Here is a 21710-nt window from a genome sequence, read left to right on the forward strand (position 1 = left end):
TGACCCCATGCCGAACTCAGAAGTGAAACGCCGTAGCGCCGATGGTAGTGTGGGGTCTCCCCATGTGAGAGTAGGGAACTGCCAGGCATCAAATTTAGCGTGCTGATATGGCTCAGTTGGTAGAGCGCACCCTTGGTAAGGGTGAGGTCCCCAGTTCGACTCTGGGTATCAGCACCACTTTATACTTAGGTTAAAGTTCGGCAAGAAGTAAAAGAATTTGTCTGGCGGCTTTAGCGCGGTGGTCCCACCTGACCCCATGCCGAACTCAGAAGTGAAACGCCGTAGCGCCGATGGTAGTGTGGGGTCTCCCCATGTGAGAGTAGGGAACTGCCAGACATCAAACAAGTAGAAAGGCCATCCGAAAGGATGGCCTTTTTGCGTTATATCTCCAGCTAAACCAATTCCCTCATTCGATGTTCTCACTGGTGCCGTTAATACCCTACGGACGTAGCGCTTTACCGTACTGAAACTGTAGTTGTGAAATGCATTCTGCTGGCTCGCAGTAGTGTTAAATGAATTAAATGTTATGCCAAATGCTGTACAGGTAAGGGATATAGCGAGGAGTAAGGTAGCGTATTGAATTTAATTAATATCTGATGTTATTTGCGATGGGGAATATACGTTTCTTATATCAGGAAAAAATAAAAGCGCGGCCATCGCCGCGCTTTTAGAAGCCTTATTTAGTGAGGGCGACAATACCGAGTGTCAGGCCAGCGATTGCCGCGGCGCCACCAGCAATCGCACCTGCTGTTTCCCAGTTATCCTGGGTAGTGCCCTTCATACAGGTATTGGTGTGAACCAGTCGCCCCTGATCGTCGTATACCGGTACACATGGAGAATCGTGCGCGCAACCAGCAAGCAGCGCAGCGAGAAGTGCAACGGAAAGGAATCTTTTCATGATGTTACCTCAATATGATCGCCTATTCGCTAAAGAGCCGATGCGGCAATTAACGAATCGATGATTATTTTACCACCGCACTAATACCATGCAGCACGTGGAATAATCTCAATTTGTGTGGATTGTAAAAATTATGAAGAAAAAAGCGCGGGCAGTAATTATTAATGGAGGAAATGTGAAGAGGGAATGTGTTTTTACATTGTTTTCAGGAAATAAAAAAGGCACCAGAGGTGCCTTTATGATTTTCATTAATCCTTGTGCTTTGTAAATCGTCTCCGGACAACCACAAAGAAAACAGGAACAAAGAATATGGCCAACAGGGTGGCTGAGAGCATCCCGCCCATCACGCCCGTCCCGACCGCATTTTGTGCACCACTACCTGCACCGCTGCTGATGACCAGAGGCATAACACCAAGGATGAATGCCAGGGAAGTCATCAGGATAGGACGCAGACGCATACGCGAGGCTTCAAGCGTGGCTTCGATAATCCCTTTGCCTTCTTTATCCATGAGATCTTTGGCGAACTCAACGATCAGTATGGCGTTCTTGGCTGATAAACCAATTGTTGTAAGCAGACCAACCTGGAAGTAAACGTCATTGTTCAGCCCTCGCATTGATGCAGCCAGAAGCGCACCGATCACCCCCAGAGGCACAACCAGCATGACCGAGAATGGAATTGACCAGCTTTCATAGAGAGCCGCCAGACACAGGAACACCACAATAAGTGAAATGGCGTACAGCGCCGGAGCCTGATTCCCGGAAAGTCGTTCCTGATAAGACATCCCCGTCCAGTCGTAGCCGATGCCGGACGGCAGTTTTGACGCAAGGTTTTCCATCAGCGCCATTGCCTCACCGGTACTTTTGCCTGGTGCAGACTCACCGAGGATCTCCATTGATGGCATCCCATTGTAACGTTCCAGACGCGGTGAACCGTACACCCAGTGAGAGCTGCTAAAGGCAGAGAAAGGCACCATTTCGCCGTTAGCGCTACGCACATACAGGCCGTTAATGTCTCCGGGTAGCATACGGAAGCGAGCATCAGCCTGGACATAAACTTTTTTCACCCGTCCGTGATCGATAAAGTCGTTCACATAGGTGCCACCCAGGGCTGTTGAAATAGTCTGATTGACGTCAGACACGCTCACACCCAGCGCCTGTGCCTTCTCCTGATCGACGTCCAGCTTGAACTGTGGCGTATCTTCCAGTCCGTTAGGACGCACGCGGACCAGTAAGTCAGGATGTTCTCTCACCATGCCCAGCAGCTGGTTACGCGCCTGCGTTAACTGCGTATGTCCCAGGTTTGCCTGGTCTATCAGTTCAAAGTCAAAGCCTGTTGCGGTACCCAGTTCAATAATGGCAGGCAGGTTAAACGGAAATACAAGGCCGTCTTTGATCTGGCTGAACGCTTTCGTCGCGCGGCTGACAATCGCCTCAACGCCGTTTTCCTTGCCCGGACGCTCTTCCCATGGCTTCAGGCTGACGAAAGCGATACCGGAGTTCTGACCCTGTCCGCTAAAACTAAACCCGTTTACGGTAAAGACCGATTCAACGTTCGCTTTCTCTTTCGTCAGGTAATAATCCTGAACCTGATCGAGTACCTGCTGGGTACGCATCTGCGTCGCCCCTGCCGGCAACTGAACCATCGTCATAAACACACCCTGATCCTCTTCCGGCAGGAAGGAGGAAGGCAGGTGCAGGAACAGAACTGCCATGCCGCCGACGATGATGACGTAAACCAGCAGATAGCGGCCGGTCTTACGTAAAATGCCGCTCACGCTGTTGCTGTAGTGCTCCACACTCTTATCAAAGAGCGCGTTAAACCAGCCGAAGAAACCACCTTTCTTTTCATGATGTTCGCTGGAAACCGGTTTGAGCAGCGTTGCACAAAGAGCAGGCGTTAATATCAACGCCACCAGTACCGACAAGGCCATCGCGGAGACAATGGTCAGCGAGAACTGGCGATAGATAGCCCCGGTTGAACCACCAAAGAATGCCATCGGAATAAATACCGCCGAAAGCACCATGGCAATGCCCACCAGAGCGCCCTGGATTTGCTCCATTGACTTCTGAGTCGCCTCTTTTGGCGGCAGCTTGTCCTCAACCATGACGCGTTCTACGTTCTCGACTACCACGATGGCGTCATCGACGAGAAGACCTATCGCCAATACCATCCCGAACATCGTCAGGGTGTTAATGGAGAACCCGAACGCAGCCAGTACCGCAAAGGTGCCCAGTAACACCACGGGAACGGCGATAGTGGGAATAAGCGTTGCCCGCAGGTTTTGCAGGAACAGGTACATCACCAGGAACACGAGAACAATCGCTTCAAACAGCGTCTTCAACACTTCATGGATGGAGATCTTCACGAAAGGTGTGGTGTCGTACGGATACACGACTTTCAGACCCTGAGGGAAGAAGGGCTGCAACTGCGCCAGTTTACTCTTGATGGCGGCAGCGGTATCCAGCGCGTTTGCGCCAGTCGCCAGCTTGATCCCCAGCCCCGTTGCTGCCTGGCCATTGATTTTGGTGACCATGTTGTAGTTTTCGCCACCCAGCTCAATGCGTGCCACATCTTTCAGGTGGACCATTGAACCGTCCTGGTTCACCTTCAGCGTCACACGACCAAACTCCTCCGGCGATTTCAAGCGTGTTTGAGCAATAATTGAGGCGTTCAGTTGCTGCCCTGGTACGGACGGCGTTCCTCCCAACTGGCCCGCAGCAATCTGGTCGTTCTGTGTTTTCAGCTGGTTAATGATATCCAGCGGCGTGAGCTGATATTTGTTCATCGCGTTGCTGTCCAGCCAGATGCGCATTGCATACTGGGCACCGAACAGTTGCACGTCACCGACGCCGGAAGTACGGCTGATCGCATCTTTTACGTTAGAAGCGACATAGTCGGAGATATCATCCTGCGTGAGATTTTTATTGTCCGACACAAAGCCTGCAACCAGCAGGAAGCTGCTGCTGGATTTCTCCACGCCAATCCCCTGCTGCTGCACTTCTTGCGGCAGCAGCGGCATGGCGAGCTGGAGTTTGTTCTGAACCTGCACCTGCGCGATATCAGGATCCGTACCCGACTCGAACGTCAGCGTAATGGTGACGTTACCGGCGGAATCACTGGTGGACGACATGTACATCAAATTATCGATACCGTTCATGTTCTGTTCGATAACCTGAGTTACGGTGTCCTGTACCGTCTGGGCATCAGCGCCAGGGTAGGTTGCTGTCACCGCCACCGCTGGCGGCGCAATGGTCGGATATTGCGCCACCGGCAGTTTTAAAATGGCCAGCCCGCCCGCAATCATCAGAATGATGGCGAGTACCCAGGCGAAAACAGGCCGTTGAATAAAGAAATTAGCCATGTCGTTATTCCTTAACTGGCTGGAGTCGCGGCGGTATCAGGAATAGCCACGACGGTAACGCCAGGGCGAACTTTTTGCAGGCCGCTGATAATGACGCGGTCGCCGTTTTTCAGGCCTTCCGTGATCAGCCAGCGATCGCCAATCGCCTGCGGTGCAACGACAGTGCGCGATTCCACCTGGTTTTTATCGTTTACCACAAGCACGGTGGCATCCCCGCGCGGTGTACGGGTTACCCCCTGCTGGGGAACAAGAATGGCATCAGGCTGTGTACCTTCGTCAATGCGTGCACGGACAAACATACCCGGTAACAGCATATGCTGAGGGTTAGGGAAGAGGGCGCGAAGGGTGATTGAGCCGGTACTTTCATCTACCGTGACATCAGAGAACTGGAGCGTTCCTTTCAGTGGATAAGGCTGGCCATTTTCCATCAGCAACTCGACGCTGCTGGTGTCTCCCTTTTGCAGGCTCGTCTGCTGCTTCAGACGCATAAAATCGCTGCTGGATTGCGTCACATCGACATAAATGGGATCGAGCTGCTGAACCGTCGCCAGTGCAGTCGACTGACCATTAGTAACCAACGCCCCTTCGGTGACGCTGGATTTACCTATACGCCCGTTGATTGGGGATGTGACTTTGGTATAAGCTAGGTTGATCCGCGCGCTTTCAACGCCAGCCTTCGCGGCAACGACGCTCGCATCCGCCTGCTGGGCGGTTGCCACCGCCTGATCGTACTCCTGCTTGCTCACATATTGCGTACCGACCAGCGGAACGTAACGTTTCACCGTCAGATGAGCGATATTGGCCGCCGCCTGTGCTTTTACCAGTTCACCTTTCGCATTGTCGTAGGCTGCCTGATACGTGGCCGGATCGATCTGATAAAGGGATTCACCCGCTTTGACGTCGCTGCCTTCGGTAAAATTACGGTGCAGAATGATACCACTTACCTGGGGACGAACCTCCGCAACACGATACGCGTCAGTTCTGCCAGGCAATTCTGTCTTTACGGCCAGTGGCGCGCTTTTAACAATATGAACACTGACCTGAGGAGCTTGCGCATGCTGCTGTGGGTTTTCTTGCCCATCGCACCCGGTAAGCAGCGCGGCACAGACAATGAAACCGGATAAGGGTAAGCATCTGAAGTGATTCGTCATTACTGTTCCTTAAACTACCCCTGAACCGATATTTGTCATGAATCGGTGAAAGGGTGTGAGGCAAAAAAAGAAATGTAGCTGCGTATAATAATGAGGGTATTTAATGTTTTTTAATTTATAAGTGCTGATGGAGCTTTTAAAAAGTAAAAATCGGAATCTGACCCAGTGCATTCGACACTCTATTTCTGTCAGGATAATCAACGAAATGCTTTTTGGTGAAAGCTATACATATGTTTTATGTATTTAATATATTCAATTTATTCACGAGGTTTATAAATTAAACGAATTGACTTTTTTTGTGCAAAACTAACACGGATTTTGGTTAATACTTTGTCTGACACGACCACGGCAATATCCTTTGATAACGTATCAATCTTGTAAGTAACGAGTAGCAGGTAATGGCGCGCAAAAAGAAAGAAGAGGCTCAAAAGACCCGCCAGCAGCTGATTGAAGCCGCTATCAGGCTATTCGCGACGCGTGGCGTGGCCAGCACCACGCTTACCGACATTGCCGATGCAGCTCAACTCACTCGCGGGGCGGTTTACTGGCATTTCTCGAGTAAAGCGGAAATATTTAACGCAATATGGGAACAGCAATTGCCGCTGCGTGAAATCATTCGTGACAGGCTAATGCTTTCCGAAAATGACGACCCTTTGTTAATGCTTCGTGAACAATTTATTGTTGCGCTGCAATATATTGCGAGCGAACCCCGACAGTATGCGCTTTTACAAATTCTGTATCATAAGTGTGAATTTCATGACGATGTGATTTCAGAATGTGAAATACGCAAGCGGATCGGTTTAAACGATGATTATCTTCGCAAGACGCTTAATCGATGCATTGCTCATAACATTATCTCTTCGCAAACTAATATTGAACTGGCGCTGATTGTTTTCCATGCCTTTTTTAGCGGAGTCATTAAAAACTGGTTAATGGATAACACCAGTTTTAATCTGTACAAACAAGCACCGGCGCTGGTGGATAATATTCTGGCGACACTAAATATCACCCGAGTGGCGCCAGTGGTTTACGATACAGCCTTATGACTGCGCCCGGGGTGGCGACATCTCCCCGTGCTGGCACTGTTCCATAATAGCTTGCGCGGTAATTGGTTTGCCCAGCAGATAACCCTGTAGCGTATTGCATCCCAGTTCTGTCAGGAAGGTCTGCTGCGCTGCGGTTTCGACCCCTTCCGCCACGACCTTCAGATTCAGCGTTTTTGCCAGGGCGACAATCGCCGAGACAATTGTCGCATCTTCGCTCTCTCCACTTAACTCTTTCACAAAAGCGCGATCGATTTTCAACTCGCAGGCGGGAAGCCGCTTAAGATAGAGAAGGCTTGAGTAACCTGAACCAAAATCGTCTATTGAGGCTTTTACTCCCGCATCCGTCAGCGCTGTCAGGACGCGTACGCTTTCGTCCGGATTGCTCATTGCCGTGGTTTCAGTCACCTCCAGGATCAACATGCCGGGCGGCACGCTATGGCGCGTCAGACAATCGAGAACCGTTTTAACCAGCGACGGCTGTTCGAACTGCAACGTAGAAAGATTCACCGCCATTGACCAGTCCGTGTGGCCCTGAAGATGCCATTCACGCAGCTGGCGGCAGGCCTCGTCGATTACCCAGTTTCCAATCGGAATAATCAGCCCTGTTTTCTCTGCCAGCGGTAGAAACAGGTCGGGGGAGAGTAATCCCTGTTTGGGATGCTGCCAGCGTAACAGCGCTTCGAACCCGATGACCGGCCCGGCAGGGGCGTGGAATTTAGGTTGATAAAGCAGGCGTAACTCATCATGGTCGATGGCCTGCCACAGATCATTCATCAGCTGTAGATGCGTCTGCGCCAGCGTATTCATTGACGGCTGGAAGAAGTGATAGCCGTTGCGACCCATATGTTTCGTGTGGTACATCGCAGCATCAGCGTTAAACATTAGTTCACGATCGGTTTTGCCATCGTGTGGATAGAGCGCAATGCCAATGCTCAGGGTGACCATCAGTTCGTAAGGATCGAGATGGAACGGGCTATCAATGACGCGCACCAGTGAATTTGCCAGTGAGGCAGCATCATCCGGGGTGGCGGTTTCGGCCAGCAGCACGAATTCATCCCCACCGATACGCGCCAGCGTGTACTGACCTTTCAACTGCAACAGCAAACGCTGAGTCACCGCTACCAGAAGCTTGTCACCGACATCATGACCATAGGCATCGTTGACGGTTTTAAAGCCGTCGAGATCCATAAACATCAGCGCGAAAGGGCTTCCTTCGCGATCGGCCTTGCTGATGGCCTGATCGAGGCGATCCTCAAGCAGAATACGATTGGGTAATCGCGTCAGCGTATCATGCAACGCCAGCTGTGCGAGTTCACGATTAGCTTCTGCCAGTGATGAGGCCAGCAGCGAGGTACGAGCCTGAAGGCGGGCATCGAACATCGACACCAGCAGCGTAATCCCCAGAATAGCGAGCGCGACCACGCTAACCAATATCGCCAGCCAGCTCCCGTTAATGCCATGATGGTGGACCATCGTCGACATCGGAAATTGTGCTGCTTCCATGCCAGCGTAATGCATGCCAGCGATAGCGATGCCCATGGTGATCGCCGCCCCCAGCCGCATCAACGCCATTCGTGCGGCTTCCTGACGTAAACGGAACGTCAGCCAAAGAGCGGCCAGTGAAGCGGCAAGGGCTATGACCACAGAGATAGCCACCCACGTTTTATCCCAGACAATACCCGGTGTGACCTCCAGGGCAGCCATACCGGTGTAGTGCATGGCAACAATGCCCGTTCCCATCACGACGGCGCCAGGCAGCAGCCGGCGCAAACGTAGCTGCTCGCCGCTAACGAGCCACAGGGCAAACATTGACGAGCTAATGGCGATAACCATCGAAAGCACGGTCAGGGCCGCGTTGTAACTCATGCTCATGGAAAGATCCATCGCCAGCATACCGATGAAATGCATCGCCCACACGCCAATCCCCATCGAAACACCGCCACCTGCCAGCCAGACGCGTGCAGCGACGCCCTGGCTTCCGGCAACGCGCGCAGCCATATTCAGTGCGGTATAGGCGGCAAGAATGGCAACAACAAAGGAGATGACTACGAGGATTTGGTTGTATTGGCTAACCAGCATGGTCTGTTCACTCGTGTGAGACGTTAAGCAAGAGCGATTGGAAAGGGGACAGACATTATCATCGTCAGGAAATGACGAAAAGTGATTTAAGCCCCTGTTTTTATTGGGTGTTAACAGGGTTTTATACAGGATGGAAGCGGTTAGTCCAGCTCTGAGCAGTTGACCAGTTTAAGCGGGTTCACGGAATTCATATTGCGACATTTATCGGTTTCAGTGCTCATCAGTTCAATCCACTGCATCAGCAGCGCATCGAAAATGAAAACAGAGACAGCAAAAACGACCAGCCACCAGTATTTACGAATCATGTGTCATTCCGCGAAAAGAGAGCCTGTAAGTTGGTGGAAATATACACGAAAAGCGGGCGTTGAAAAGTGGGGAAAGGGAAGGTTTACAAAGCGTTGACGGTTGCTCGCCCGAACGATAAAAAAGGCGCTTCCCCATGCCGAAGAGCGCCTTTTTAAACAAGCAGTTAGCTAATCGAAATTAGTTCATGCCGTATTTTTTCAGTTTCTTACGCAGGGTACCACGGTTGATGCCCATCATCAGGGCAGCGCGGGTTTGATTACCACGGGTGTATTGCATCACCATGTCCAACAGTGGCTGTTCAACTTCAGCCAGTACCAGCTCATACAGGTCATTAACATCCTGACCGTTCAGTTGAGCAAAATAGTTCTTCAGTGCCTGTTTAACCGAGTCACGCAGGGGCTTTTGAGTCACCTGATCCTGAGAGTTAACGGTAGAAACGGTCAGTACGTCAGAATTTACGCGTTGTTCGAACATAGTTCTGTCAGCTCTTTATTTCATTACGCAAGATTTTCGAAGTATGCCTCCAACGCCTCCAGCTGTTCGCTGGCATCCTCAATGGCGTTGAATGTGCGCCGAAACTGGTCATTTGGAGCGTGCTCCTGGAGATACCAGGAGACGTGTTTACGCGCAATTCGGTACCCTTTTGCCTGGCCGTAGTGGTCATGCAATTCCCGAACATGCGAACAAAGCAAGCGCTTGACCTCTGCCAGAGGCAGCGGGGCAAGCAGCTCCCCAGTGTCCAGATAATGCTGGATTTCCCGAAAGATCCAGGGTCTTCCCTGAGCGGCACGTCCTATCATCAGAGCATCAGCTCCCGTATAGTCGAGCACAGCTCTGGCTTTAAGCGGGTCAGTAATGTCGCCATTCGCGATAACCGGAATGGAAACTTTCTGCTTAACTGCCCGAATGCTGTCGTATTCAGCTTCACCGTTGAACAAACAGGCGCGAGTGCGTCCATGAATGGTCAGGGCCTGAATGCCACAGTCTTCGGCCAGTTGGGCAATCTCTACGCAGTTACGGTGTTCCGGCGACCAACCCGTGCGAATCTTCAACGTAACAGGAACGTCCACTGCGCTGACAACCGCCGTCAGGATTGACTTCACCTGGTCGGGGTATTGCAGAAGGGCTGAACCTGCAAGCTTGCGATTCACCTTTTTGGCCGGGCAACCCATATTGATATCAATAATCTGGGCGCCACTTTCCACGTTAATACGCGCGGCATCTGCCATTTCTTCAGGCACGCTTCCGGCAATTTGCACGGTGCGGATACCTGGTTCATCCACGTGCACCATCCGAAGGCGGGACTTGTCGCTTTCCCAAACCTGCGGGTTAGACGACATCATCTCGGAAACGGTTAATCCTGCTCCCATCTCGTAGCACAGCGTCCTGAACGGCCGGTCGGTAATACCTGCCATTGGGGCTGCGATCAGGCGATTTCTGAGCTGGTGGTGTCCGATGCGCATGAGTTAAGAAATGACCATACTGTGACTGCAAGGCGGCGTATATTACGCATTTTTTGCACGAGATGAAAGGCCAAACTTTGAACAATCCTCTGTTGTAGATCAAGGAATCGCCAGTCATTCTTTTGGGATAAGATTATTCGCTATTTAAATCATTGTGTTATGAATAAATGAACATTTTGTGGGCGCTTACAATTTCCCGTAACTTCTCATCATTTCTGAATAAATGGATCAATTGTTCGGGATAATCTGCTGCTATAAGCAGCAGATTATGGCGCTTCTTTGCGATCTGCGTCGCATTTCAGCACAGGATATCAACGTAAAAAATCGACTTATTCAACAACCAGACGGCCATGAAGCGGCTGAACCGGGCGGCTGTTTTCGTGGTGCAGAGTGTGAGTAAATTTTTGCAGCTGTTCAGCAGAGACGGTCAGCGGATGCTTGAGGACCAGCCACGTTACCCCTTCTGAACACGGTGGGGTGGTCAGAGAGCCGCTAAAACGCCAGTAAGTTTTATCCGCGGGCAGTAATTTATTCATATCAAGGGTTGGCTTAATCGTGACGTTCTGGTCAACCTGTCCCGGCATCACGCCCCAGAGTTTATCCAGTTCAGTGTTTGCAGCGCCCTGATCGAACATAACGGCAACGACCGTCAGTTCGCCGTCAGCGTTTTTATGGACCAGATGCATTTCCATTGCGTATTTTTTACCGTGCACCGTGTTTTCGGATGGTGCATGGAAATGGAACTGCTGTAACGTCCAGCGCTGTTTATCAAGCGTGATGCTGTCGCGTGTATCGGCATTTTCACTCGCCTGGATAGTATGGCCGTTATTTGTCAGAATGACCGGGCCGTCGATATAGTGCGTTTCCAGCGGAGAGATGTGGGCTTTGACCGTGTTATCTATGTTGACCGGCGACTGATACATTCCGCTTTTACACGTCTTGTACGCCTCGTCCAGTTCGCCCCAGTGTTCCGGTGCGCCTTCTCCTTGATAGCTCCAGTGTGATGCGTAAGCCGTAGCCGAAATCATGCTCAGCGCCAGCAGCGCTGCCTTGCCTGAAATGTGTTTCATCATATTCTTCCTGTGAATTTTATAATCCAAATCAATAATTAACATTTTGATTTGTGGGGTTATTTTATCGAAGAAAGGAAGAAGGCGGGAGAAAAAACCGAAGGGAAAAGGCGTGGTCAGACGACCACGCCAAACGCTTATTTTTTACGACCGGTGATGCGACACCACTCTTCTTTCTCGACCACCGGGTCGAGCGCAAAGAGATCGGCGTAGGCTTCACAGACGCTGTCTGCCTGGCTGGCAAGGATACCGGACAGGCCCAGCAGACCGCCTTCAACCGGCAGCACGCTGATTAACGGCGCCAGCTCGCGTAATGGGCCAGCCAGGATATTCGCGACCACCACATCGGCTTTCATCGCCTCTGGCTGTGCATCGGGCAGATACAGTTCAAGGCGATCGGAAACGCCATTACGCTCGGCGTTATCACGGCTGGCCTGAATCGCCTGCGGATCGATGTCGATCCCGATGGCTTTTGCCGCGCCCAGTTTCAGTGCTGCGATAGCAAGGATCCCGGATCCGCAACCGAAGTCGATCACGGTTTTGCCTTCCAGATCCAGGCCATCCAGCCATTGCAGGCACAGGGAGGTTGTCGGGTGGGTACCGGTGCCGAACGCCAGACCCGGATCCAGCATCACGTTGACGGCGTTTTCATCGGGCACTTCACGCCAGCTTGGGCAGATCCACAGACGCTGACCAAACTGCATCGGATGGAAGTTGTCCATCCACTCGCGTTCCCAGTCTTTGTCTTCCAGCTGTTCAATTTTATGCGCGAAACCCGCGCCAAGCAGCGGATGGTTTTCCAGAATCGCCACGACCTCTTTCATATCGGTTTCTGCATCGAACAGGCCGATAACGTCCGTATCACCCCACAGGCGCGTTTCGCCTGGCAGCGGCTCAAAGACCGGCGTGTCATGCGTGTCCTGGAAGGTGATAGAGACCGAACCGGCCTCCATCAGCGCATCACTCAGTTCTTCGGCGTTCGCGCCGGTTGTGTTCAGTTTTAATTGGATCCACGGCATGGCAAAACTCTTTATTTGTCAGTAGAAATCAGGGCAGTTTGTGGCACCGGTCGACCAAAACGGTTTCCCACCACAAACGCCAGTAAACTTAACAGTAACGAAGGCACGATCGGATGGAAGCCCAGATACTGAATTTTAAACGTGGCGAGAACGGCATACAGGACGCCCCCGACAATCATGCCGCTTAATGCACCCGCGGCATTCGCGCGTTCCCAGTACAGCCCCAGCACCAGCGGCCACAGGAAAACGGCCTCCAGCCCGCCAAAGGCGAGCAGGTTTAGCCAGATGATCATCTCCGGTGGACGCCACGCGGCCAGCAGCAGTAACGCCCCCAGCACCAGGGTAATCACCGCCGACATACGCTTGAGGCGTCGCTCATTTTCGACCTGTTCAGGGCGCAAATTCAGATAGAGATCTTTAATGATCGTAGCGGAACTTTGCAGCAACTGAGCGTTGATGGTCGACATAATGGCCGCCATGGGTGCGGCGAGGAAAATCCCGGCGGCAAACGGCGGAAGCACTTTCACCATCAGGGTCGGAATGACCAGATCCGGTACGGTAAGGTCAGGGATAACCGCGCGGCCCAGCGCGCCCGCCAGGTGCATACCAAACATCAGGATCGCCACCACAATTGTCCCGATAATGATCCCGCGGTGCACCGCTTTGCTGTCTTTATATGAGATGCAGCGCACGGCAGTATGCGGCAGGCCAATCACGCCAAAGCACACCAGCACCCAGAACGAGGTCATAAAGGTTGGAGAGAGGATATCATCCGCCCCCTGCGGCGAGACCAGTTTCGGATCGATCGCTTCCAGGGTTTCAACCGCATGGCTCAGGCCCCCTGCGGCATGCACGATACCCACCAGCAGAACGAGAGTGCCAATGAGCATCACCATCCCCTGCATCGTGTCGTTGAGTACGCTGGCGCGGAACCCGCCAAACGCGGTATACAGCGCGATACTCACACCGAAAATGACCAGGCCCGTCTCATAGGGGATACCGGCTGCCGTCTCCAGCAGACGTGCGCCGCCGATAAACTGCACCGTCATTGCGCCAATAAACGCCACCAGCAGACTCAGGCTTGCCAGCCATACCAGCAAGCGACTCTGATAGCGAGCAAACAGCATATCGTTCAGCGTTACGGCATTGTAGCGACGGGCCAGAATGGCAAACTTTTTACCCAATATGCCCAGAGAGAGCCAAATGGCAGGCAGCTGGATCATGGCCAGCAGTACCCAGCCCAGCCCGTACTTATAAGCGGCGCCCGGGCCACCGATAAACGAGCTGGCGCTGATGTAAGTAGCGGTCAGCGTCATGGCCAGCACGACGCCACCCATTGAGCGGCTCCCGAGGAAATACTCGTTCAGAAAGGTGCCGGTCGAACGTTTACGCATCGCATAAACCGACAGGCCAAACACCAGGAACAGGTAAGCGATAAGGGGCAGAATGACTTCAAGCTGCATCATCGTCCTCCAGTGAAATATCGCGATAGATGAATTTCACCATCGCCCAGCACAGCAGGATAAACATCAGCGGCAGCAGCAGGCAGGCCATTTCAAACCAGTGCGGGAGGCCGGTAATGCCAATCGCCGAATCAGGTAAGTAAGCAGTTACTAACCATGCGGCGAGATAGAGAAGGGTCAGCCACAGCGCCCAGCGCGCTTCTTTATGGGCCTGAACAAAACGTTTGTCCATTTTTTGTCCCTTGTGGATGAAGAAAGCGGGGATTGTACATGATGGGGCTTAGCGATCCCCAGAAATAAAAAAGGCCGGATAATCCGGCCTTTTAGCAACACTGATCTCTTACTTCTCGTTCAGACCGAGTTTTTTCTCCAGGTAGTGGATGTTAGTCCCACCATTCTGGAAGTGCTCGTCGCTCATAATGCGCATCTGGAGATCAACGTTGGTTTTGATCCCGTCGATGATCAGCTCCTGAAGGGCGTTCTTCATGCGGGCAATGGCCACGTCACGGTTTTCGCCGTAGCAGATCAGCTTACCGATCATTGAGTCATAGTACGGCGGTACGGTGTAACCGGCGTAGATATGGGACTCCCAGCGCACACCAAAGCCACCCGGCGCGTGGAAACGCGTGATTTTACCCGGGCTTGGCAGGAAGGTGTTCGGGTCTTCGGCGTTGATACGGCACTCTACCGCATGGCCTTTAACCACAACTTCTTCCTGTTTGATGGACAGCGGCTGACCGGCTGCGATACGCAGCTGTTCTTTAATCAGGTCAACGCCGGTGATCATTTCGGTAACCGGGTGTTCAACCTGAATACGGGTGTTCATCTCAATGAAGTAGAACTCGCCGTTTTCGAACAGGAACTCAAAGGTACCCGCCCCGCGATAGCCGATATCGACACACGCTTTGGCGCAACGCTCACCGATGTAGCGACGCAGTTCCGGCGTAATGCCCGGCGCTGGCGCTTCTTCGACGACTTTCTGGTGACGACGCTGCATGGAGCAGTCACGTTCTGCCAGATAGATCGCGTTACCCTGACCGTCAGCCAGCACCTGAATTTCGATGTGGCGTGGGTTTTCCAGGTATTTTTCCATGTACACCATGTCATTGCTGAAAGCCGCTTTCGCTTCCGCTTTGGTCATGGAGATGGACTGCGCCAGTTCAGCATCGCTGCGTACAACGCGCATACCGCGACCGCCGCCGCCGCCGGACGCTTTGATGATCACCGGATAGCCAATGCGTTTAGCATGGGCGCGGTTAGCATCCATATCGTCGGTCAGCGGGCCGTCAGAGCCCGGTACGGTTGGCACGCCAGCTTTTTTCATCGCGGTGATGGCAGACACTTTGTCACCCATCAGGCGAATGGTGTCAGCTTTCGGGCCAATGAAGATAAAGCCAGAGCGTTCAACCTGCTCAGCAAAGTTGGCGTTCTCAGAGAGGAAACCATAACCCGGGTGAATCGCGACCGCGCCAGTAATTTCGGCGGCGCTGATGATCGCCGGGATGTTCAGATAGCTTTTTACGGACGGAGCCGGACCGATACAGACCGTCTCATCCGCCAGCAATACGTGTTTTAAATCGCGATCCGCGCTTGAATGCACGGCCACGGTCTTGATGCCCAGTTCTTTACAGGCACGAAGAATACGCAGTGCAATCTCGCCACGGTTGGCGATAACAATTTTATCCAGCATGTTCGCCTCGTTACTCGATGACGACCAGCGGCTCGTCAAATTCTACCGGCTGACCACTTTCGACCAGGATCGCTTTCACAGTACCTGATTTGTCTGCTTCGATCTGGTTCATCATTTTCATGGCTTCAACGATGCACAGGGTATCGCCTACGTTGACTTTCTGACCCACTTCGATGAACGCCTTCGCGTCCGGGCTCGGGGTGCGGTAGAAAGTACCAACCATTGGGGAACGTACGATGTGACCACTGATTTCTGTTGCAGCCGCAGGTGCCGCTTCTGCTGCCGCTGGCGCAACGGCTGCGGAGAGCGCAGGCTGCTGCACTGGCGCAGCATAAGCTTGCTGCATTACCGGGAAGCTAGCGGCTGGGGCTGCACGGCTGATGCGTACAGACTCTTCGCCTTCAGAAATTTCCAGTTCGGAGATGCCTGATTCTTCAACCAGCTCGATCAGTTTTTTAATCTTACGAATATCCATGAGTGGGTTCCGTACTCTTGTTTAGTGTGATTGTGACAAGCGTTTTACCGCTGTCTGTAAAGCGTATGAATAGCCGTCTGCACCCAGCCCACAAATCACGCCAGCGGCGATATCTGACAGGTAGGAGTGGTGGCGGAACGGCTCTCGGGCGTGCACGTTACTCAGGTGGATCTCGATAAACGGGATACTCACCGCGAGCAGTGCGTCGCGTATAGCAACACTGGTGTGCGTAAACGCGGCCGGATTGATCAGGATATAGTCCACAGTGTCTTTAGCCTGATGAATACGGTCGATGATTGCGTACTCCGCGTTAGACTGAAAATGGTCCAAATCCACATTCAGCGACGCTGCTTCCGTACTCAGACGGTTAACAATTTCGCTCAATGTTAGCGTGCCGTACTTCTCTGGCTCACGGGTGCCGAGCATGTTCAGGTTCGGTCCGTTTAAAACTAAAATTTGGAATTTATCAGCCATTATGCCGCTATCTCCTGCGATTTTCGGGTAAAAAACAACATATACCCTCAAAGCGCAATTGTCACCCTTTCAGAGGCCTAAAACCCCTGTCCGGAAAACCGAAGTCGCACATTATAACGATTTCGTAGCATTTGGCAGCTAAATACTGGTCTTATCAGGGAAGATTATCAACCGCTATCCGAAAAAGATTCGCGGTTGATAAATAATCTGCGGGAAAACGCACAGTTTCGTGAACTATCGCAACCACTGGCGGAACTTCTTGTAACGCCACGCTAAAAGGGCCAGGGCCAGCAGGGCGTAGATGACCGGCTGAGGGGATAAAATCTTCACCGACCACAGGTAATGAATAGGGGCGAGGATCGCGACAAGATAGACGAAGTTATGCAGTAGTTGCCAGCGTCGACCCAGTTTTCGCTGCGCATACTGCGTGGATGTCAGCGTCAGCGCCAGTAAAACCAGCCAGCTTACGATACCCAGCGTCAGATAGGGACGCGTCACCAGTTCGCTGCCAAGGAGTGCCAGGTTGTTAATGCCCAGTTCCAGCAGGGCGTAGCTGGTGAGATGCAGCGTTGCCCAGGCGAAACACCATAGCCCTAAAAGCCGACGGGTGCGTATCAATAATGGCTGTTTAGCGTAGCGCGCCAGCGGTGAGACGAGCAAGGTCGCCAGCAAAAATTTCAGAGCCATCCGACCCGTAAAATGCTGAATATCTTTCGCCGGATCGGCACTGAACTGTCCCTGGCTGGCTGCCCAGAAGAGCCAGATAAAGGGGAGAAATCCGGCTAAATGCAGGAGTACCTTCAGCCAGGTTATCTGCTTTGCCGTTAAACGCACTTAGAAGTTCTCCCGTAAGTTCAGACCACGGTAGAGGGATGCCACCTCATCCGCATAGCCGTTAAATAGCAGCGTTGGCTGGCGTTTAACATCCAGCGCGCCGCCGGAACCGATAAAACGTTCTGTTGCCTGCGACCAGCGCGGATGGTCAACGTGCGGGTTAACGTTGGCAAAAAAACCATACTCGTCAGGCGCTGCCAGGTTCCAGGTGGTGGGGGGGCGTTCACGGGTGAGCTTAATGCTGACGATCGATTTGATGCCCTTGAAACCGTATTTCCACGGTACGGTCAGGCGAATGGGCGCCCCGTTTTGCGGCGGCAGCGCTTTGCCATAAACCCCGACGGTGAGCAGCGTAAGCGGATGCATGGCTTCGTCGAGACGTAAACCTTCAACGTAGGGATACTCCAGCCCGCCGCCGATAAACCGATCCTTCTGGCCTGGCATCTCGTCCGGGGCATAGCGCGTCTGGAAAGAAACATACTTCGCGTTGCTGGTGGGCTCAACCAGCGCCAGCAGTTTATGCAAAGGGAAACCTACCCACGGCACCACCATCGACCAGGCTTCCACACAGCGCATACGGTAAATGCGTTCTTCAAGGGGGAAGCGGGTGGTGAGGTCATGATGATCCAGGGTCAGCGGTTTTGCCACCTCGCCATCTATCTTCAGCGTCCAGGGATCGGTTTTCATGCTCCCGGCGTTGGCGGCAGGATCGGCCTTATCAAGACCAAACTCATAGAAGTTGTTATAGCCGGTGACTTTATCTTCCGGCGTCAGCGTCAGTTTATTCTGCCACTGTGCCGGTTTGGTGAAGTCAAGCGGTGCGCCGGAGGGGGCTTTCGGGCGATCGTTGCCCTTAAACCAGTCGAGCAGATCGGCATGGGCCGCAGGGGTGAGCGTCAGGGCAGTGGCGCTGATGCCAAGCATTTTCAGGATCTGGCGGCGCTGTAGCATAAAGACAGATTCAGACGTTACGTCGGCTTCCGTCAGTTTTCGGGTTTTCATGGCATCCTCCGTCAGGCGTTTTTCTAAGCATGACGGAGGAGGAGGGTTAGCGCGAATATGTCACGAAAATTTGAAGATTAGGCGATTTTAACCAGCGCACGACCGTGGAACTGGTTGTCCATGATTTTATTGGCGAACTCTGGCGCCTGGCTCAGGGTGATCTCAGTGGCGCTCTGCTCATAGAATGAGGCTGGCAGATCCTGCACCAGACGTTCCCAGGCCTCAGCCCGCCGCTCGGCTGGGCTCATGACCGAATCGACACCCTGAAGACGCACGTTACGCAGAATAAATGGCATCACCGTCGTCGGCAGGGCAAAACCACCCGCCAGACCACAGGCCGCCACGCAGCCGCCGTAATTCATTTGCGCCAGCACCTTCGCCAGCACTTTGTCGCCGACGGTATCTACTGCGCCAGCCCAGATCTGTTTTTCCAGCGGGCGGGTCTCGGCGAATTCGTCGCGGCTCAGAATACGGCTTGCGCCCAGCTGACGTAGATAATCATGCGTACTTTCGCGGCCAGAGACGGCGGCGACCTGATACCCCAGCTTGTGCAGCAGCGTGACGGCCGTGCTGCCCACGCCGCCGCTGGCGCCGGTGACGACAATTTCGCCCGAGTCAGGACGAATCCCGGCCTCTTCCAGCGCCATCACGCACAGCATGGCGGTGAAGCCTGCCGTGCCGATGATCATCGCCTTACGACCGTCCAGGCCTTTCGGCATCGGGACCAGCCAGTCACCTTTGACGCGCGCCTGTGCTGCCAGTCCGCCCCAGTGGTTTTCACCTACGCCCCAGCCGGTGAGCAGCACCTGCTGTCCGGCGTGAAAACGCGGATCTTCACTGGTATGCACGCGGCCTGCAAAGTCGATTCCTGGCACCATCGGGAAATTTCGGATGATTTTACCTTTTCCCGTAATCGCCAGTGCATCCTTATAGTTCAGGCTGGACCAGTCGATATCTACGGTCACGTCGCCCTCCGGCAGGCGGTTCTCCTCAATGGCTTGCACCGAGGCAACGGTTTTGCCGTCCTGCTGTTCTAAGATCAAAGCCTGCATACAGGGTCCTCACTAGGTTTGATGATGGGAAAATATGTCCTGATGACTATACTCGCTCAATGAAACGCAGTGCCGATTTAACGCAATAAATTGCCAGATACACCAGGTTTGGTAGTATGTCGCATTTAAAATGCAAGTTAGTGCTCACTTGCCCCCCTTCAACCCACGGAGTAATCTCAAGGATGCGATTAACGACGAAGTTCTCAGCTTTTATTACCTTGCTGACGGGGCTGACCATATTTGTCACGCTAATCGGCTGCTCGCTGAGCTTTTACAATGCCATCCAGGATAAGCTGGTTAACCGGGTTGAATCGGTTGCATCGGTTATCGACACTCGCCTGATAACGTCCTCCTTCCCGGCGCTTTCGCGTGAGCTGGATGAGTTAATGGTGCCTGTGGATATAGTGCAGATCGACATTAAACAGGGGAAGCAGACCGTTTTCAGCCATACCCGCCAGGGCAGCTATCGTCCTGCCGGCACGGTAGATCAGTATCGGGACGTCACGGTTAATTCACTTAAACATCCGGGTATGACAATTCATCTGATGTACCAGGATCCGATGAGCAACTATTTACGCTCGCTTATGACCACCGCGCCCTTAACCATCGCCGTTGCTTTTATCGTACTGCTGATTTTCCTCGCCGTTCGCTGGCAGCGTCGTCAACTTTCCGGCCAGGAACTGCTGGAAACACGCTCCGTGCGGATACTGAATGGCGAGCGGGGTCCGCAGGTGCGGGGATCGGTTTATGAATGGCCATCACGCACCAGTAGCGCCCTGGACGTGCTGCTCTCCGAAATCCAGTTTGCCAGCGATCAGCGTAGCCGTATGGACACGTTGATTCGCTCTTATGCCGCGCAGGATAACAAAACGGGCCTCAACAACCGTCTCTTCTTTGATAATCAGCTGGCTACGCTTCTTGATGACCCCGAAAAGGTGGGTACGCATGGCGTGGTAATGATGATTCGCCTGCCCGACTTTGATCTGCTCCGTGATACCTGGGGTCAGCGCGTGGCGGAAGAGAACCTCTTTACGCTGATTAACCTGCTGTCCACCTTTATTATGCGCTACCCCGGCGCGTTACTGGCACGCTACCACCGCAGCGACTTTGCCGTCTTGCTGCCGCATCGCACCTTAAAGGAATCCGAGAGTATCGCCAGTCAGCTGCTGAAAGCCGTCGATGCGCTGCCCCAGAGCAAAATGCTCGACAGAGACGACATGGTGCATATAGGCATCTGTGCCTGGCGCGGCGGTCAGTCGACGGAGCAGGTGATGGAACATGCGGAAGCGGCAACGCGTAACGCCGTATTGCAGGGGGCGAACGGCTGGGCGGTCTATGATGATACGCTGCCGGAGAAAGGGCGCGGCAACGTGCGCTGGCGAACCCTGATTGAACAGATGCTGAGCCGGGGCGGACCGCGCATCTATCAAAAACCGGCGGTCATGAAGAGTGGTCATGTCCATCATCGTGAGCTGATGTGCCGTATTTTTGATGGCACCGAAGAGGTTATCTCCGCAGAATATCTGCCCATGGTGTTGCAATTCGGATTGTCCGAAGAGTATGACCGTCAGCAAATCACCCGCCTCATTCCGTTTTTATCGTACTGGCCTGAAGAAAATCTGGCTTTACAGGTGACCGTCGAATCGCTGATCCGTCCGCGCTTTCAGCGCTGGTTACGTGACACGTTAATGCAATGCGAAAAATCGCAACGCAAACGCATTATTTTTGAACTTGCAGAGGCAGATGTAGGTCAACACATCAGCCGGTTGCGCCCGGTGGTGCGTTTAATCAATGCGCTTGGGGCTCGCGTGGCGGTAACCCAGGCGGGTCTGACGCTGGTGAGCACCAGCTGGATCAAAGAGCTGGATGTTGAATTATTGAAGCTGCATCCGGGTCTGGTAAGGAATATTGAAAAACGCACGGAAAACCAGCTGCTGGTACAAAGCCTGGTGGAAGCGTGCAAAGGAACGCAAACGCAAGTATTTGCCACAGGCGTACGTTCACGAAGTGAATGGCAGATGTTGACAGAGCGCGGCGTGACGGGCGGTCAGGGGGATTTTTTTGCCGCCTCTCAGCCGCTTGACACCAATGTGAAAAAATATTTGCAAAGATACTCTGTTTGACCTGCCGTTTACTTTGTTTTCACGTAGAATATCGCGCCTGTAGCTTTGAGTAAGACGAGCATAAAAGCCAGTGAACGACCTTTAATGGGTTACAAGTGAAAGTGAGGGACGCTGCTGTTTACTCAGCCCTGAGGGATTCAGGGGATGAATTTGTAACAAAGGAAACGTGCTGCACTAATTTTCACCGTAGCAGACGATTTTTG

At 52.9% G+C, this 21710-nt stretch carries 19 protein-coding genes, 1 tRNA gene and 2 rRNA genes; 5 read left to right on the forward strand and 17 right to left on the reverse strand.

Annotation, left to right across the window (positions count from 1 at the left end):
- From rrf (ACOTX4_RS00005) to rrf (ACOTX4_RS00015), 3 genes are all read left to right on the forward strand, one after another.
- Positions 1-87: ribosomal RNA gene (rrf, locus tag ACOTX4_RS00005) — 5S ribosomal RNA — on the forward strand; the annotation flags it as partial.
- 14 nt (positions 88-101) lie between these two features.
- Positions 102-177, forward strand: a tRNA-Thr gene (locus ACOTX4_RS00010).
- 43 nt (positions 178-220) lie between these two features.
- Positions 221-336: ribosomal RNA gene (rrf, locus tag ACOTX4_RS00015) — 5S ribosomal RNA — on the forward strand.
- Between the two features lie 340 nt (positions 337-676).
- Here the strand turns inward: rrf (ACOTX4_RS00015) and ACOTX4_RS00020 are convergent.
- The 3 genes from ACOTX4_RS00020 to ACOTX4_RS00030 form a co-directional block, all read right to left on the reverse strand.
- Positions 677-898 carry a lipoprotein gene (locus ACOTX4_RS00020; RefSeq protein WP_003860364.1) on the reverse strand — a complete coding sequence of 74 codons (222 nt, stop codon included), beginning with the start codon at positions 896-898 and terminating at the stop codon, positions 677-679.
- 248 nt (positions 899-1146) lie between these two features.
- Positions 1147-4260 (reverse strand): efflux RND transporter permease subunit, encoded by a 3114-nt coding sequence (locus ACOTX4_RS00025; RefSeq protein ID WP_421635342.1) that lies wholly within the window; start codon positions 4258-4260, stop codon positions 1147-1149.
- 11 nt (positions 4261-4271) lie between these two features.
- On the reverse strand, positions 4272-5411 hold the full coding sequence (locus ACOTX4_RS00030; protein ID WP_032660585.1) for an efflux RND transporter periplasmic adaptor subunit: 1140 nt from the start codon (positions 5409-5411) through the stop codon (positions 4272-4274).
- A 398-nt stretch (positions 5412-5809) separates the two neighbouring features.
- Between ACOTX4_RS00030 and envR the strand changes: the two genes are divergently transcribed.
- Positions 5810-6457 carry an acrEF/envCD operon transcriptional regulator gene (envR, locus tag ACOTX4_RS00035; protein WP_045332461.1) on the forward strand — a complete coding sequence of 216 codons (648 nt, stop codon included), beginning with the start codon at positions 5810-5812 and terminating at the stop codon, positions 6455-6457.
- Here the strand turns inward: envR and ACOTX4_RS00040 are convergent.
- The 14 genes from ACOTX4_RS00040 to ACOTX4_RS00105 all read right to left on the reverse strand — a co-directional run bounded on the left by ACOTX4_RS00040 (position 6452) and on the right by ACOTX4_RS00105 (position 19384).
- Complete coding sequence (locus ACOTX4_RS00040; protein ID WP_063938158.1) at positions 6452-8536, reverse strand: putative bifunctional diguanylate cyclase/phosphodiesterase; 2085 nt, start codon at positions 8534-8536, stop codon at positions 6452-6454. The genes envR and ACOTX4_RS00040 overlap by 6 nt on opposite strands.
- Positions 8537-8676: 140 nt before the next feature.
- Positions 8677-8841, reverse strand: coding sequence for a DUF2556 family protein (locus ACOTX4_RS00045; RefSeq protein WP_003860373.1), 165 nt, complete (start codon positions 8839-8841; stop codon positions 8677-8679).
- A gap of 178 nt (positions 8842-9019) precedes the next feature.
- A complete protein-coding gene (gene fis / locus ACOTX4_RS00050) occupies positions 9020-9316 on the reverse strand; it encodes a DNA-binding transcriptional regulator Fis (RefSeq protein WP_000462905.1) in 297 nt (98 codons plus the stop codon).
- 23 nt (positions 9317-9339) lie between these two features.
- Positions 9340-10305, reverse strand: coding sequence for a tRNA dihydrouridine synthase DusB (gene dusB / locus ACOTX4_RS00055; RefSeq protein ID WP_022651936.1), 966 nt, complete (start codon positions 10303-10305; stop codon positions 9340-9342).
- 329 nt (positions 10306-10634) lie between these two features.
- Positions 10635-11375: a carbonic anhydrase gene (locus ACOTX4_RS00060; protein WP_003860379.1), complete on the reverse strand. Its 741-nt coding sequence runs from the start codon at positions 11373-11375 to the stop codon at positions 10635-10637.
- Positions 11376-11512: 137 nt separating this feature from the next.
- Positions 11513-12394: a 50S ribosomal protein L11 methyltransferase gene (gene prmA / locus ACOTX4_RS00065; protein ID WP_017382703.1), complete on the reverse strand. Its 882-nt coding sequence runs from the start codon at positions 12392-12394 to the stop codon at positions 11513-11515.
- Positions 12395-12405: 11 nt separating this feature from the next.
- Positions 12406-13857, reverse strand: a complete 1452-nt coding sequence (panF, locus tag ACOTX4_RS00070) for a sodium/pantothenate symporter (RefSeq protein ID WP_023323805.1) — start codon at positions 13855-13857, stop codon at positions 12406-12408.
- The gene (locus ACOTX4_RS00075) at positions 13847-14089 is read right to left on the reverse strand and encodes a YhdT family protein (protein ID WP_022651933.1); all 243 of its coding nucleotides are present in this window, start codon (positions 14087-14089) and stop codon (positions 13847-13849) included. The genes panF and ACOTX4_RS00075 overlap by 11 nt, the downstream gene beginning before the upstream one ends.
- A gap of 108 nt (positions 14090-14197) precedes the next feature.
- Complete coding sequence (accC, locus tag ACOTX4_RS00080; protein ID WP_003860388.1) at positions 14198-15547, reverse strand: acetyl-CoA carboxylase biotin carboxylase subunit; 1350 nt, start codon at positions 15545-15547, stop codon at positions 14198-14200.
- Positions 15548-15557: 10 nt separating this feature from the next.
- Complete coding sequence (gene accB, locus ACOTX4_RS00085; protein WP_003860389.1) at positions 15558-16022, reverse strand: acetyl-CoA carboxylase biotin carboxyl carrier protein; 465 nt, start codon at positions 16020-16022, stop codon at positions 15558-15560.
- A gap of 21 nt (positions 16023-16043) precedes the next feature.
- Positions 16044-16496, reverse strand: a complete 453-nt coding sequence (aroQ, locus tag ACOTX4_RS00090; protein ID WP_003860391.1) for a type II 3-dehydroquinate dehydratase — start codon at positions 16494-16496, stop codon at positions 16044-16046.
- 234 nt (positions 16497-16730) lie between these two features.
- Entirely contained in the window at positions 16731-17330 is a 600-nt protein-coding gene (gene msrQ / locus ACOTX4_RS00095; RefSeq protein WP_032660525.1) for a protein-methionine-sulfoxide reductase heme-binding subunit MsrQ, read from the reverse strand.
- A complete protein-coding gene (gene msrP / locus ACOTX4_RS00100; RefSeq protein WP_003860395.1) occupies positions 17331-18332 on the reverse strand; it encodes a protein-methionine-sulfoxide reductase catalytic subunit MsrP in 1002 nt (333 codons plus the stop codon).
- Between the two features lie 77 nt (positions 18333-18409).
- A complete protein-coding gene (locus tag ACOTX4_RS00105) occupies positions 18410-19384 on the reverse strand; it encodes an MDR family oxidoreductase (RefSeq protein WP_032608003.1) in 975 nt (324 codons plus the stop codon).
- 182 nt (positions 19385-19566) lie between these two features.
- Here ACOTX4_RS00105 and csrD point away from each other — a divergent pair, with 182 nt between their 5' ends.
- Entirely contained in the window at positions 19567-21507 is a 1941-nt protein-coding gene (gene csrD, locus ACOTX4_RS00110; protein WP_003860399.1) for an RNase E specificity factor CsrD, read from the forward strand.
- The last annotated feature ends 203 nt before the right edge of the window (positions 21508-21710 follow it).

Source organism: Enterobacter cloacae complex sp. IR5459 (assembly GCF_049238005.1).
Lineage (GTDB): Bacteria > Pseudomonadota > Gammaproteobacteria > Enterobacterales > Enterobacteriaceae > Enterobacter > Enterobacter hormaechei_C.